The sequence below is a fragment of the Paraburkholderia sp. GAS448 genome, assembly GCF_050435685.1.
Taxonomy (GTDB): Bacteria; Pseudomonadota; Gammaproteobacteria; order Burkholderiales; family Burkholderiaceae; genus Paraburkholderia.
The window spans coordinates 27,540-42,037 of the sequence record NZ_JBNDKT010000004.1; the positions used below are offsets into that span (position 1 = coordinate 27,540).

A 14,498-nucleotide genomic window follows, 5' to 3' on the forward strand; every position below is an offset into this window, starting at 1 on the left:
CAGCACGATAAAAGTGGATATTTGCAGCGGGCCGCCTTCGGCGGCCCGGTCGTTCGTGACAGTCCACGTATCGCGATGAATCGCGCAACGCGTCTTTAGTGCGGTACGTTCACCACCCCATGGCTCACGCCGATCGCATTGCTGCCGGGGTTCGCTACGATGGCAGGCAGGTTCGCCACGCTCAACTCGGGCGCAAAGCCTGGCATGCCGCCGCGCGGCACCGTGCGGATCACCTGCGACGGCGGTAGCGGCGTGCCGTTCTTCAGGTGGCTCCACATCAGGTTGAGCGCCTGGATGTTGTAGTAGTGGACCGGCACGAAGCGTGTGTCAAAACCAGGCCAGAAGAGGAACGCGTCGAAATGCTGTCCGTTCGTCACCTCGTAGAACGACAGTTGGCTGCGCGAGCCTTCCCTTACGCTGTTTGCTGCAAGATACGCGCGCGACGCATGATTCACCGGCACGAGTGCATCGCTGCGGCCCTGAACGATGATCGCGGGCTTGCCATGCAGGTTTGCATTCACGCGGATCGCTTCGACACTCGCCAGCATGCGCAAGTCCCTACCTGTCCATAGGCTGCGTACGCATGCCGCACCCGCGAAGCTTGCATCGGATGTCGCGAGCCGGTGGTCGGCCCCGCCTTGCGGCGTGACGTTGTAGACGAGACTGATGCCGTTGGTCGGCGGCACACCGTTGCCCAGCCCGAACACGGTCAGCATCGGCGAGACGGCCGGTGTCACGCCCGCCGCGCCCGTTAACGGGTTCGTCGTGCCGAAGCTGAAGCCGCACAGATTGTCGATCACGCTCGACCTCGTGTACGCATTGGCGTACGTCACGGCGACGGCCGGCACGGCTTGCGAATCCCACATGGGTGCGTGCAGCAGATCGGAATCGGCTTCATAACCTGCCTCGTGCAGCAACGTGAGCGCGTCGTTCGCCTGGGTCTGCGTGTCGGTGCCGTGTATGTAGCCTGCCGCTGCCAGCGACGCGCAGCGGGCCTGGCGGATGGCCGACGTTGTCGCGCTGGGCAACACCGTCAGATACGGAGCGCCGGCGGCCGCCTCCGCGAGTGCGGCGCATGGCTGGAGCAGGTTGGCGAGCGTCATGTAGTCCGCCAGCGGTTTGCCGGCCGCAGCGATACGCTGGCCGCCCTCGATCACCTGTGCGTTGCCGGGCATCCGGACATTGACCTGTGGCTCGCCGACCACGACCGCCGTGATCCACCCTCCCGTATCCTGCTCGGCGGCCTCGAGCGACGCGCCGCCGCCGTTGCTCACAGACGCCGCGATCGTCGTGATGCTGCCCTGCCGGTAGCGCACGCCGTGATTCGACGGGCCGACGCGCGGCGCAAACTGCTGGTTCAACGCCCAGTACGCGAACTGCACAGCCGCCAGTGTGTCCCTGCCCCAGTCCTGTTCAGGGTTCTGCTGCGAATGCGCATGCTTGAACGCATAGCGGTTCGGAAACGCCTGATTGTAGGTAGTCAGGGTGCCTGCGGGCACTCTGGCGGTGAAGAGACTGCTGCTCCCGGCGGTAGCGGCATCGGCAAGGCGGCCATCAATCAGCGTCACGAGACCGGTCATCAGTTCGTGCGCCCCGTTGCCGGTGCCCTTGTCGGTATAGGCGACCGCGCAGCCGCGCTTGAGTCCCCACTCGCCAGCCGCCGATATCGCGCCGTAAACCCCGCGCGAGCCCGACGACGTCGCCGTGACGATGCACGGGTTCGCCGGATCGAAGCTCGCCGGCACCTGAACCAGCAGGCTGACGTTCTGCCGGCCATGGCCGTCATCGGCGTACGCCAGGTATTCGGTGCCGGCAATTTTTCCCTCGCCAAGGGTGTCGTTCCCGGTCAGATCAACATTGGGTCCCCAGAAACGACCGTAACCGCCGTTCGCCGTCATGTCGACGAGCGCGCGGTAATTCGACCAGATCGCGAGCCGCCGCAACTCGGCTGACGTCGGGCTCGCCGGATTTGCAATAGCGGGTGCCGCCGGGCTTGCGAGCCCTGTCTTGCCAAGGCCGGCTGTCAGCAGATCGTCGCTGACGCCGTCATATGTGGTGGTCCTGAGGCTGCTTGCCACGACGAACGACGGCAGGCGATTCAGGGCGGACCGCCCACCGTCGTGATCGTCGGCCCACGCGCCGGGGACGAGTACTGCACCCAATATCGCGGCACTGAGCAATACCGCTCGACGCCGGGTTGCGGTCGATTTGTCTCTCATCGGTTTCTCCTTTTCTGTTCTTCGGATGCGCCGCGCACTGCCCGCTTGCCAGATGCATGAGGAACGCCTGGCGTTGCCTGCCAGCGTCCCGGGTGGGGCGAGTTCGGCCGACCGTACAGTGCAAAGGGCGGCCGTCCGGGAACGTCGGCTCACGGCGTCAATAGACATTAGAACGTCGGGGCCGCAGATACAATGAACGTTTGCGCGGTCGCCATGCCCGTCGTGCAGGCGGCGTCAATCAATCCAGCCAGGCAGCAGGGAGCAGCATGACGAAGGTTGAACAGAGAAATGACCTGATGGAACTTCGCGAACTCGTTCGTCAGTTCGTGAGCGAGCGCGACTGGGACAAATTCCACACCCCGAAGAATCTGGCCACAGCGCTCAGCGTAGAGGCGAGCGAGTTGCTCGAACCTTTTCAATGGCTTGTCTCGGGCGACAAAAGCGAACTGGACGAAGCGAAGCTGACCGCCATGCGGCACGAAATGGCCGACGTGCTGGTGTACCTCGTTCGCCTCGCGGACAAGATGGACGTCGATCTCTATCAGGCTGTGCTGGAAAAGATGGCCCTCAATCGGACGAAGTACCCAGCCGATAGGGTGCGCGGCGACTCACGAAAATACTCTGAGTACAAAGACGGAAAACAATGAGACGGTGCGCGGAAGCGATCAACCAGGACGTCCGCTGCGACAGCGGCGCCTCTACAGGTCCGCGTGGTGATCGAAGAATTCGAATCGGTACCGTTGATCTACACTTGGCCCGGCCAGACAATCTGCATGAAGGCGATCGCCGTGGACAAAGCGCTTGCAGGGTACGCGCGAGTGCGTGTGTGAGAACAGGGTGAATCTCGCTCTTCGCAGCTTATTTCGGATGACACTCGAAGGCCAGTTCGGAGTCGTGCTCGTCAGTCAACCGCACACCGCTCGTCGTTTCGAGTTTGACGCTGCTTCGCATTCCGCGCTGTGCGCACCAGGCGTCGGCCTGGGCGAGCGCGGCCTCGTGTGCTCGCGCCCACGCGAGGCGCCCGCCCCGGGCGTTTGCCGTCACCTTGAAGGTGTTTGGCTGGTCCGTCGCGACCACGCTGCTGGCCGTCGCACAACCGCCCAGCAGGAACGCCCCGGCAACAATGGCCGAGACGAGCCGCGTCACCCTGCGGCGCGCTGCCAACGCCGACGCCGCGAACGCGGTGATGCCCGTCGTTCGTTCACCAGGGATACACGCCGCGCCTGCCGGCTCGATGCCCGTTAGCAACTGAAAACGCTCATTTTCGGCTCGGGGGCGAAGATAGCTCTCGCTCTTCATTGAAGACTTCCATGCGCTCGCAAGCCGTGTCGCGAGAACTCATCCCGCGCCCGAAAACCAGCCTGCCATCTGTCGGACCGGCCCACGCACCTCATATTCGGCGCGTGTGCCGACAGCCGAAAGTATGGCGGATGCCGGACGCAAGATCAGCCAGCATGTGATGAACACTGCGTTTCAGTGATGTGAACAATCGCCATCGTCGTGGGTGCCATCCGGGACGAAGCGCAGCGTGCCGTCAGCGTCGAACCAGTGCAGGCCCGCACGAGCAGTGGCCGGACGACGCGGCTCGAAAACCTGCCGTCCGGCACAAGGCGCTTGCCGGGCTACTGCACGACCCGGGCTCTCAGCCGCGCGTACTCATCTTCCGAAATCGCCCCGGTCGACTTCAGGCGGTCAAGCTTTTCGATCTCGTCGGCAGCACTGAAGCCGACGACCTGACGCAATTCATCGCGCGCCTGTTTCGCTCGCTCCTGGTTGCGCTCAGCCATGCCACGCCCCTGCGTCAAGAGGTACGCGAAAATGCCGATGTAAGGCAACACAATCAACAGGATGACCCAAAGCACCTTGCCAAAACCCGACACATCGTGGCGGCGGAACAGGTCGCTCGATACGGTGATGAGCAGCCAGAACCACAGGATAAACATGAACACGGAAAAGATGTCGACCACAAAATTGGAGAATGTAAAGCCACCTGAAAATAACATTGTCGTTCTCCCGTTATTCTGCTTGCGATTGAAATAATCAACGTCCCGATGGATCCTGCATTGCAGGCGGTCGTACAACATCGTGCATCATTATTCGAATTGCCACGGAATTATAGGTTCTTTTCGCACGTCACTTAGAAAAGCTAACCATACCGGTTGATAATTCCCGGGGTCGGAAGCAAGCCAGCATAGGTGAATACGGCAATGAAGATATCGAAACATCATTCGAAGCGAATTCGGGTGATGCAATATGCATCCGCCTTGAATTCTCTTGTTAGCGGCGTTGCAGCAAGCGTCCTCACTTCAGCTCCTTCGACCGACCAGGGGACCTCTGCGCCCCAAAAGGGGGACGGAATTCTCTGCCCGCGTCGGGGTTTCATCCTGACCCGAACCTCTCCCGTAACGCCTTGGTCACAAACGGCCAGGGGTGCAGCGGAAGCCACTTCAAATAAATTCCCAGCCGGTTGTCGATTTCGTCCGGGCTCGTTCGTCGTCAGGTAAAGCGATGCTTTCAGCCGGCGTCCCTCTGCATGGGGCGCCTCCTTCAGGCACGGCCGCGCCCCCTTTTCCGCCGAGGTAAAACCCGATGAAACCCAGGCTCTACGCCCACCCATTTTCCTCATACTGTCAAAAGGTTCTGGTCGCGCTGTACGAAAACGACACGCCGTTCGAGTGGCGCCTGCTGTCGCACGATGACCCGCAAATAATGGAAGAATTCTCCGCGCTCTGGCCGCTCAAACGCTTTCCCGTGCTCGTGGACGCTGGCCGCACGGTGATCGAGGCGAGCATCATCATCGAGCACCTTGGCCTGCACCGTCCGGGGCCGGTGAGGCTTTTGCCAGCGGATGCCCGCGCCGCGCTGGACGTCCGCACCATGGACCGCTTCTTCGACAACTACATCTCGACGCCGCAGCAGAGGATCGTGTACGACAGCCTGCGCCCGGAGTCGGAGCGCGACGCACGCGGCGTCGCCGAGGCGCGCGCGATGCTCGACACCGCATACGGCTGGCTCGACGGGATCATGGCCGGCCGTGAGTGGGCCGCCGGTGACGACTTCAGTCTGGCCGATTGCGGCGCCGCGCCGTCGCTGTTCTATGCCGACTGGACGCATCGCATCGCCCCATCGTTCCCGCACGTGATCGCCTACCGGCAGCGACTGCTCGAGCGCCCGTCATTTGCACGCGCCGTCAACGAAGCGCGGCCGTATCGCCCTCTATTCCCGCTTGGCGCGCCAGATCGAGATTGAGCGCGCCTGAGCACAATTGAGCGCCAGTGATCCGCCCACTCCAGGAGACTGATGATGACACCTGTCCCGCCCCTCGTTCCCGCCACCGAGCTCGCAAAGCGCAACAGCATGACCCTCCCGAACGAAAGCGACGAATACCGCCGCGCACGCAACGCGCTGCTTGCCGAAGAGATCGAATTGCGGCGGCACATCGAACGTGTCGCCGAACAGCGCCGCGCCCTGCCGCCCGGCGGCGAGGTGACCGTCGACTACCGCTTCCAGGGCGAAGCCGGCCCGCTTGATCTCGCTGGCCTCTTCGGCGACAAGTCGACTCTCGTCGTCTACAGCTATATGTTCGGCCCGCAGCGCGAGCGGCCCTGCCCGATGTGCACGTCGTTGCTGAGCGCCTGGAACGGTGAAGCGCGCGACATCGAACAGCGCGTGGCGCTGGCCGTCGTCGCGCGCTCGCCCATCGAGCGCCTCCTCGCGTTCGGCAAGGAGCGTGGCTGGCACGATATCAAGCTCTATTCCGATACCGACGGCCGCTACAGCCGCGACTACCATGCGCTGACCAAAGACGGCGGCGACGACGCGGCCATTACGGTCTTCACCCGTCGCGACGGCGTCATCCGCCACTTCTGGAGCGGCGAAATGGGCTTCGAAACCGCGGATCCCGGTCAGGACCCGCGCGGCGCACCCGACCTGATGCCGATCTGGACCATCCTCGACATGACGCCCGAAGGGCGAGACCCCAACTGGTACCCGAAACTCGACTACCGGGACTAACGCACATTCGCTGCACCACCGTACTTGCCGCCTCCTCGCGGTCGGCATAGAGTGTTCGCACAATCTATGGGCCGACCGCGGAGAGTCTGATGTTTGGCAGCCTGATCTTTCGACAACTGTATGACGCAACGTCGTCGACCTATACCTACCTGTTGGGCGACCGGCAAAGCAGGCAGGCCGTGATCATCGACACCGTGTTCGAACAGCACGCCCGCGACCGCGCACTGGTGGAGGAACTCGGGCTGCAACTGACTGCCGCGCTCGACACGCATTGCCACGCCGACCATGTCACCGGCGCCTGGCTGATGCAGCAGGCCACCGGATGCAGGATCGGCGTCTCCGGACGCTACGGCGATGCGTTGCAGGGCGCCGATCTGCGGCTCGATCATGGCGACCGGGTGACGTTTGGCAGAATGCACCTGGATGTGGTCGCCACGCCTGGGCACACCATCGGATGCCTCACCTACATCACCCACGACCGGCGCATGGCCTTCACCGGCGACGCCCTGCTGATCCGCGGCGCGGGCCGCTGCGATTTCCAGCAAGGCAATGCGGGCATGCTCTACCGCTCGATTACGACGCAGATCTTCAGCCTGCCCGACGACTGCCTCGTCTTTCCGGGGCATGACTATGCCGGCCGCACCGTATCGTCCGTCGCCGAGGAGCGGGCGTACAACCCGCGCATCGGCGGCCATGCCGACGAGCGCGACTTCGTCGGTTTCATGGAAAACATGCAGCTGCCGCACCCCAAGAAAATCGACGTCGCAGTCCCCGCCAACCTGCGCTCGGGCAAACCGGAGAACGGCGAGGTGCCTCGCCCGGCAGACTGGGGGCCGGTGCGGCAGAGCTATGCCGGACTGTTCGAAATCGAACCGGAATGGGTTGCCGAGCATCTGGGCGACGTGCGCGTGCTCGATGTTCGTCAGCGCGAGGAGCTGGATGAACCATTGGGCCGCATCCCCGGCGCGCTGTTCATTCCACTGAACGAACTCCAGAACCGCCTGACGGAGATTCCCAACGACCAGCCGGTGGTCCCCGTGTGTCACTCCGGGATGCGTTCGGGCCAGGCGACGGTCATGCTGCGCCAGGCAGGCTTTCCGCGTGTTGCCAACCTGCGGGGGGGCATGCTGCTCTGGCACCAGACAGGGCTACCGGTGGTGCACGGCGAAGGGCCGCAGGCTTAGCTTGGCGAGCCGGTGATATCGAAGATCCTTCGCTGCTCGATCCGGATCGGGACCGGCGTCAGCGCCGCGCCCTCGCATGGACCGTCGACGCACATCCCGTCCTCGAAGCGAAACATCGCGCTGTGATGCGCACACATCAGCAGTTCGGCGTCGTAGGCCCAGAATGTGTTCGGCTCGTAGTTCAGCGGAATCGAAAAGTGCGGGCAGACGTTGCGATAGGCCCAGGCGTCATCGCCGCGGCGCAGCACGACGATGCCCGGCCCGCTGGCCTGCCCGCTTGCCTGCCTGAGCGGTATTTCGAGCGCGCCGCCGTCAGGAATATCGTCGAGCGCGCATAGATAGCCGGGCTGCTGTTCGAGACTCACCGCATTCATGGCCGCGTCTCAGGAGCGTTGCCGCACGAGCACGAAGTCGCGCTCGACTTCGAAGAACGGGCTGGGCAAGTCCCACTCTTTTGCGCTCGCCGCATTGTCGTTCGGCACGTAGTCGACCACGAGTGACGGCTTGACGCCGAACACCGCATCCGACTGGACATACGCATCGCCCGCGGAGAAAAGCGCCGTGGTCAGCGTTTCGTACCCCGGCGCTTCGATCAGAAAGTGCACGTGCGCAGGCCGCATCGGATGACGTCCGGTTGCGAGGAGCATCCGCCCGACAGGGCCATCGGTCGGGATCGGATAGCTCGTCGGCTTGATGGTTCGGAACGCGTATTCGCCGTTCGGTCCCGAGCGGAATTTGCCGCGCAGATTGCTCTCCGGCTGGTCGGGATCCTGGCCTTCGTACATGCCGTTGTTCGCGGTCTCCCACACTTCGATCGACGCGCCGGCGACCGCTTTGCCCTCTTCGTCGACGAGGCGTCCGCGAATCAGCGCCGGTTCGCCGTCGGTGCGCGCGATGTTCGCGCCGAAGTCTTCCTCTTTCGCGCCTTCGCGATAGAACGGCCCGAGCAGGCTGGTCTCGGTGGATTCGTCCGGGCGACCGTGATTGATCGCATCGACGAGGATCGACAGCCCTAGCGTATCCGACAGCAGGATGAATTCCTGGCGTATGCCGATGCACTTGTTGCCGGTCGCGGTCAGGAACTCAATGCCGCGGCGCCATTCGTCGCCGGTCAGCTCGACCTCGGTCGCGAACGCGTGCAGGTGCTTCACGAGCGCCGTCATGATCAGCTTCAGGCGCGCATCGGTGCACTCCGAAAACGTATCGAGGACGGTAGCTGTAATGGAATGGGTCGTCTCACTGTTCATTTTTCACCTCATGCACGATGAGTGGCCTGCGGCGTATCGAGCGGATCCGCCATGCCGCCGGTTGTCCGTTTCTGCGCCGGCCCCGCATCGACGAACACCACGCGCCGGCCCACCGGAAACAATTGCAGACCGAAGCGGCTCGACACGAAGCCCCACAGACCCTGTGGAAAAAACATCGTCACGACGATGGCCAGCGCACCGAGCCCGATCAGATACCAGGTGCCATAGTCGGACAGAAACCGGTTCAATACAAAGAAAATCAGTGCGCCGATAATCGGCCCTTCGAGCGTACCCAGCCCGCCGATCATCACGATGAAGATGCCGAACGCGGTCCAGTTCACGGAGAACGCGGCATCCGGCGAGATGCGCAGATTGCCGAGAAAATACAGGCCGCCAGCCAGCGCCGCGCCGCACGCGGAAACCAGATAAACAATGAGGCGCGCGCGCTTCACATCGACGCCCTGACTGCTGGCGGCAACGGCATTGTCGCGCATGGCGGTCAACGCGAGGCCGGCCCTGGAGCGCAGGAACACATACACCAGACCGATGGCCGCCGCGACGATGGCAAGCGCGAGCCACAGCGTCAGCGACTCCCGCAACGCACGCGGCACGTCGTGCAGCGCCGTCAGGCTCGTCCCGGAGCCTCCGCCCAGAAACGATACGTTCGCCACCGTCAGGCGGAACACCTCTGCGATCACCCATGTCCCGATCGCGAAGTATCCGCCTTCGAGACGGAACGCCACCCGCGACACCGGAATCGCCACCACCGTGGCGATGACTGCCGCAAGCGGCACCGCGACGAACGGCGACACGCCGCCGTAGTTCGAAAGAATCAGCATCCCATAGCCGCCGATACCGAAGAACGCCTGCTGTCCGATCGACACCATGCCGCCGTATCCGGCGAGCAGATTCCACATCATGGCGAAAACCAGATACGACGCGAGTTGCACGAAGTCGTGCAGCGCACCGCGCCCGGCCCACCACGGGGCGCTGGCGACCGCCAGCGCGACGATCAGCAACCCGGCTACGGCCACCCTGCTCGCGCGCGTCGCACGGCGCACTTCGAAGGATGAAGCGGGTCGGTTCAAATGCATGGTCATGTCGACACCTCTATGCGGTTTTGGGCAACAAGCCCTGCGGCCGGGCAACCAGCACGCAGAGAAACACCACGTGGCCAAGCCAGATGCCCCAGCCGGGGTCGAAATAGAAACCCGCCTGCTGCGCAATGCCGAGCGCCATGCCACCGACGAACGTTCCCCAGAACGAGCCCATGCCACCGATGATCACGGCCTCGAAGGCATACAGCAGCAAGGCGGGTCCATCCGTCGGGGACACGGCAGTGCGCATCGAATAGAGTGCGGCGGCAACCGCGATCAGCACGAACGCGATACCCATCGCCAGCGCATAGGTGCGGCGGTACGAGACGCCCATCAACTGAACGATTTCGCGGTCATCCGAGGTCGCGCGAAAGGCGCGGCCAAGCGGCGTTCTGCCGAACAGCCACTGCATCGCGAACGCGAGCGCGACCGCTGCGGCGAGCGTGACAAGCGGCAGATAGCCGAGCGTGATGCCGCCCGCGAGGGTGATGCTCTTCGCTTCGAAGCTGCCTGTCGCAATCGAGCGCGGGTCTGCGGAAAACACCTGCTGCAGCACGTTCTGGATCACGATCGACAGCCCGAAGGTGACGATCAGCGAAGGAAGCGGGTCGCGGCTGCTGACCCGGTTCAGAATCGCGTATTGCACCGCGTAGCCCGCGCCGAACGCGATCACGAGCAACAACACGATCGCAACGGCAAGCGGCAGATGAGCGAACGCCGTCAGTGCGAACAGCACGAACACCAGCAGCACGATGAAGTCGCCGTGCGCGGTATTGGTGAGCCGCATCACGCCGAACACGAGCGACTGCCCCATTGCAAAGAGCCCATACAATGCGCCCAGCAGCACGCCTTGCACGACGATATTGATGACCGTATTCATGCGACAGCTCCAAAATACGCCTGCGTGATGGCCTCGTCGGAGACATCGGCCGAGATGCCCGACAGCGACACACGCCCTTCCTGGAAGCAGTAGAAACGCGACGACACGCGGCGCGCGAGCTGCACGTCCTGCTCGACGACAATCGCGCTCATGCCGTCGGCCACAATGGCGGGCAACGCCGCATAGATCTCGCGCACGATCACGGGCGCGAGGCCGAGCGAAAGTTCGTCGCACATCAGCAGGTCCGGGTTGCTCATCAACGCGCGGCCGATCGCGACCATCTGCTGCTGGCCACCCGACAGCGCGGTTGCGGCATGATGGCGACGCTCGCGCAACGCCGGGAACAACGCATAGATGGTTTGCAGGTTCCATCGGCCCGGTCGTTTGCTATACGCGCCTAACAGGAGGTTTTCTTCGACAGTGAGGCTCGCAAAGAGCCGCCGGCCTTCCGGCACGAGCGCAATGCCCTTGCCGACGATATGCTCCGGCGCCGTCCCGCCGAGCGGCTCACCGCGGTACAGAATCTGCCCGGCACGCGAGCGCAGCAGCCCGGCCACCGATTTCAGAAAGGTCGATTTGCCCGCGCCATTCGAACCGATCAGCGCGATCACTTCGCCTTGCGCCACCGTCACGTCGATTCCGAACAGTGCCTGGAAATCACCGTAGAACGCAGTGAGGGCGTGCGTCTCCAGAAGAGCCGACATGGTCATGCCTCCAGTCCGAGATAGACCCGCCGCACCTCGGGATCGTCCATCACAGCGGCAGGCAGGCCTTCGGCGAGCCGCTTGCCGAAGTTGATGACGAGCAGCCGGTCGGCCACCGCGAGCAAGGCATGCACGACGTGCTCGATCCACACGATCGTCACGCCGCGCTCCTTGACGCTGCGAATTTCGTCGACGAGTTCGTGTGTCTCGGGTTCGGTCAAACCGCCGGCGATTTCATCGAGCAGCAGCAGTTGCGGCTGCGTCGCGAGTGCGCGTGCCAGTTCGAGGCGCTTGCGGTCGAGCAGGCCGAGCGTGCCCGCCAGCTGGTTCGCGCGCGCCTTGAGGCCGGTGCGTTCGAGCACGTCGACACAGACCTCATAGGCGGCATGCTCCGTCAACTGGCCGCCGAAGGTCGCGCCGACCAGCAGGTTCTCGAACACCGTCATGCCGCCGAACGGGCGCGGCACCTGATATGAGCGACCGATTCCAGCGGCGCAGCGGCGATGCGGCGGCAGGTGCCGGACGTCGGCGCCGTCGAACTCGACGCCGCCCTTATCGGGCCGCACGTCGCCGCTGACGAGATTGAACAGCGTCGTCTTGCCGGCGCCGTTCGGTCCGAGGATGCCGTACGTCTCACCCCGTTCGACGGCGAAGCTGATATCGTCGGTCACGAGCAGCGCGCCGTAATGCTTCGAGACGCCAGTCAGTTTCAGCACAGCACTCATCGCAGTTCTCCACGCACAGGTCAGGCGATCAGCTTGAGCGGGCCGCCGAGCGGCACGGCAGGCGCAAGCTGGTTGTTGACGATCGTCAGATCGAAGGGATGCCTTTGCCCGGGTCCCTGTGCCTTGAGCCACTGGCCACCGACAAGCGGCGTCTTCGCGACGTTCTTCACCGGCCCGCTACCCCAGGCCACGTGCCCGACCAGCGTATCGAGCTTCGTCGACGCCACGGCGTCGCGAATCGCTTCGTTCGAGTCGACGTCTTTCGCGCGTTTCAACGCATCGACTGCGATTTCGAACAGCGCGTGCGCGAAGCCGATTGGCTGGGTCCACTGCTTTGAGGTGGCCCGTTCGTAATCGTCCGCGACTTGCCGCGCGCTTTGGCCCGTCAACGACGATTTGAACGGATGCGACGGCGACCACCACACTTCGGTCGAAAGGCCATCGCCGAGATCGCCGAGCGCCTCGATCGAGGTGGGAAACAGCAGTGCCTTGCCGATCGAGATCACCTTGGGCTTCAACCCTTGCTGATGCGCCTGCACAAGGAAGTTCTTCGCATCGGGCGGAATCACCACGCCGGTCACGATCTGCGTATTCGCCTGCCTGAACGATGAAATCTGCGCGGAGAAGTCCTGCGTCATGCTCTGGAAGCGGCCAGGGTCTTTCAACGCAAAGCCCTTTTGCGCAAGCACGGGAGGAAAGCCGAGTTTCGCGTCGCCCCATGCGTTGCCGTCGCCGTCGTTCGGAAACAGACCGCCCACGCTGCGATTGGTCTGCACCGATTGCCACATGCCGGTGTAGACAGCGATCACGTCCTCCAGACCCCAGAAGAAGTGATACGTAAAGCGGAAACCTTTCTTCGGATCGCCTTTCCTGCCGAAAAACCACGGCTGCCACGGCACCACGGTCGACACGCACGGCATCTCGTTCAGCTCGCAGACGTCGCTGACGGGATTCGCCGTTTCAGGCGTGCCGGACACCAGCATGATGTCGACCTTGTCCTTGAGAATCAGATCGTTCGCGACTTCACCCGCGCGATTCGGATTTGACTGGCTGTCCTTCACCACGATCGATACCGGATACGGCTTGCCGCCGATGACGATGCCGTTCTTCAGCACCGTCTGCATCTGCTGGATCGTGAAGCGGTCGGCTTCGCCGAACGGCGCGAGTGGACCGGTTTGCGGCGATACGTAGCCGATCTTGAGCGTGCGCGCGCCTGCGCCGAATACCAGCGGCGACAGCACCGACGTCGACGCGGCAAGCGCGCCGCCGGCCGCGAGGGTGACGAAGCGGCGCCTGCCGGCATCGAAGGAATGTCCGTCCATGGTTGTCTCCTGTATTTATGTGTGTGTGCGAGTGCGTGTGGCTACGTCGGCCTTCGCCCCTCGAATGCGGCTTCAAGCAACGCTCGCAGTGGTGCAGGTTCGACCGGCCGCGGGTTCCAGTACGGATTCTTCAATGCGAGATCGAGCGCCACGTCCAGATCGGTTGCCGTGAGGCCGATGTCTTTCAGCGCGGTCGGCGCACCGTGGTCGTGGGCGAGATCGAAGGCCCCTTGCGCGGCATCGTCGGCACGCAAAGCCCGCGCGATGCGCTTCATCGCTTCCGGCGCGGCGTCGCGGTTATACGCGAGCACATGCGGCAACACGATCGTGTGCGTTTCCGCGTGCGGCAGATTGAAGGTGCCGCCCAGCGTGTGACACAGCTTGTGGTGCAACGCCATGCCGACGCTCCCAAGCACCGCGCCGCACAGCCACGCGCCGTACAGGCAATCGGCGCGCGCGGCGAGGTTGCCGGGGTCGTCCATGACGAGCGGCAAGCCATTTCCTAGCGCCCGGATGCCCTCCTCCGCCATCAGACTCACGATCGGGTTCGCATCCTGCGCGTATAGCCCTTCGGCCGCATGCGCGATAGCGTTGATGCCACTCGTGAGCGACAGCGCGGGCGGCAGCGATGTCGTGAGCGTGGGATCGTAGATGACCGTCCTCGGCAACACGCGCAGGTCTCGACCGGTCTTCTTCACGCCGCCTTCGGTCAGGCCGTAGATCGGCGTCATCTCGGAGCCCGCGTAAGTCGTCGGGATCGCAATGATCGGCAGCGATGTTTCAAGTGCGATGGCCTTGCCGAGACCTGTGGTCGATCCGCCGCCAATCGCAATCGCGCAGTCGGCTCCGACCTCGGTTGCGAAAACGCGCGCCTGTCGTGCCGTTTCGACCGGCACGTGCATGACGGCTTCGGCAAACACACCCGCTGCGCGCTCACCCAGTTGCCCGGCGAGCGCCTCGGCCTGGGCGCGCTGCTGCGGCGTGGACAGCACGAGCGCGCGGGTTGCGCCGAGCAGTTCGATCTCGCGGCCCAGTTGCGCGAGGCTGCCCGCACCGAAGATCACGCGCGAAGGCAGGCCGTTGTAGACGAAGGGTTGCATGGCGGT

15 protein-coding genes are annotated in these 14,498 nt (G+C 63.7%); 4 read left to right on the forward strand and 11 right to left on the reverse strand.

The window, feature by feature from the left end; all coding sequences use genetic code 11:
- Positions 1–95: 95 nt before the first annotated feature.
- Positions 96–2,219 (reverse strand): D-(-)-3-hydroxybutyrate oligomer hydrolase, encoded by a 2,124-nt coding sequence (locus tag P3T23_RS08895; protein ID WP_429315811.1) that lies wholly within the window; start codon positions 2,217–2,219, stop codon positions 96–98.
- 266 nt (positions 2,220–2,485) lie between these two features.
- Here P3T23_RS08895 and P3T23_RS08900 point away from each other — a divergent pair, with 266 nt between their 5' ends.
- Positions 2,486–2,866, forward strand: a complete 381-nt coding sequence (locus P3T23_RS08900; protein ID WP_429316215.1) for a nucleotide pyrophosphohydrolase — start codon at positions 2,486–2,488, stop codon at positions 2,864–2,866.
- Positions 2,867–3,077: 211 nt separating this feature from the next.
- Here the strand turns inward: P3T23_RS08900 and P3T23_RS08905 are convergent, their stop codons facing one another.
- Both P3T23_RS08905 and P3T23_RS08910 read right to left on the reverse strand, forming a co-directional pair.
- Entirely contained in the window at positions 3,078–3,518 is a 441-nt protein-coding gene (locus tag P3T23_RS08905; RefSeq protein WP_429315812.1) for a hypothetical protein, read from the reverse strand.
- 323 nt (positions 3,519–3,841) lie between these two features.
- Positions 3,842–4,303: an SHOCT domain-containing protein gene (locus tag P3T23_RS08910; protein ID WP_429315813.1), complete on the reverse strand. Its 462-nt coding sequence runs from the start codon at positions 4,301–4,303 to the stop codon at positions 3,842–3,844.
- Positions 4,304–4,808: 505 nt separating this feature from the next.
- On the opposite strand from P3T23_RS08910, the gene P3T23_RS08915 reads away from it, so the two are divergent.
- From P3T23_RS08915 to P3T23_RS08925, 3 genes are all read left to right on the forward strand, one after another.
- Complete coding sequence (locus P3T23_RS08915; protein WP_429315814.1) at positions 4,809–5,468, forward strand: glutathione S-transferase family protein; 660 nt, start codon at positions 4,809–4,811, stop codon at positions 5,466–5,468.
- 54 nt (positions 5,469–5,522) lie between these two features.
- Complete coding sequence (locus P3T23_RS08920) at positions 5,523–6,233, forward strand: DUF899 family protein (RefSeq protein ID WP_429316216.1); 711 nt, start codon at positions 5,523–5,525, stop codon at positions 6,231–6,233.
- A gap of 101 nt (positions 6,234–6,334) precedes the next feature.
- On the forward strand, positions 6,335–7,417 hold the full coding sequence (locus P3T23_RS08925; RefSeq protein WP_429316217.1) for an MBL fold metallo-hydrolase: 1,083 nt from the start codon (positions 6,335–6,337) through the stop codon (positions 7,415–7,417).
- Here the strand turns inward: P3T23_RS08925 and P3T23_RS08930 are convergent.
- From P3T23_RS08930 to P3T23_RS08965, 8 genes are read right to left on the reverse strand one after another with little or no spacing between them, the layout of a single operon-like run.
- Complete coding sequence (locus tag P3T23_RS08930; RefSeq protein WP_429315815.1) at positions 7,414–7,791, reverse strand: Rieske (2Fe-2S) protein; 378 nt, start codon at positions 7,789–7,791, stop codon at positions 7,414–7,416. The genes P3T23_RS08925 and P3T23_RS08930 overlap by 4 nt on opposite strands.
- A gap of 9 nt (positions 7,792–7,800) precedes the next feature.
- Complete coding sequence (locus P3T23_RS08935; RefSeq protein ID WP_429315816.1) at positions 7,801–8,664, reverse strand: intradiol ring-cleavage dioxygenase; 864 nt, start codon at positions 8,662–8,664, stop codon at positions 7,801–7,803.
- Between the two features lie 8 nt (positions 8,665–8,672).
- Positions 8,673–9,764 (reverse strand): branched-chain amino acid ABC transporter permease, encoded by a 1,092-nt coding sequence (locus P3T23_RS08940; RefSeq protein ID WP_429315817.1) that lies wholly within the window; start codon positions 9,762–9,764, stop codon positions 8,673–8,675.
- Between the two features lie 10 nt (positions 9,765–9,774).
- On the reverse strand, positions 9,775–10,641 hold the full coding sequence (locus P3T23_RS08945; protein ID WP_429315818.1) for a branched-chain amino acid ABC transporter permease: 867 nt from the start codon (positions 10,639–10,641) through the stop codon (positions 9,775–9,777).
- Positions 10,638–11,345 (reverse strand): ABC transporter ATP-binding protein, encoded by a 708-nt coding sequence (locus tag P3T23_RS08950; RefSeq protein ID WP_429315819.1) that lies wholly within the window; start codon positions 11,343–11,345, stop codon positions 10,638–10,640. Before P3T23_RS08950 ends, P3T23_RS08945 begins: the two co-directional genes overlap by 4 nt.
- A gap of 2 nt (positions 11,346–11,347) precedes the next feature.
- A complete protein-coding gene (locus P3T23_RS08955; RefSeq protein WP_429315820.1) occupies positions 11,348–12,070 on the reverse strand; it encodes an ABC transporter ATP-binding protein in 723 nt (240 codons plus the stop codon).
- Positions 12,071–12,090: 20 nt separating this feature from the next.
- Positions 12,091–13,392 (reverse strand): ABC transporter substrate-binding protein, encoded by a 1,302-nt coding sequence (locus tag P3T23_RS08960; protein WP_429315821.1) that lies wholly within the window; start codon positions 13,390–13,392, stop codon positions 12,091–12,093.
- Positions 13,393–13,433: 41 nt separating this feature from the next.
- Positions 13,434–14,492, reverse strand: a complete 1,059-nt coding sequence (locus P3T23_RS08965) for a maleylacetate reductase (RefSeq protein ID WP_429315822.1) — start codon at positions 14,490–14,492, stop codon at positions 13,434–13,436.
- Between the last annotated feature and the right edge of the window lie 6 nt (positions 14,493–14,498).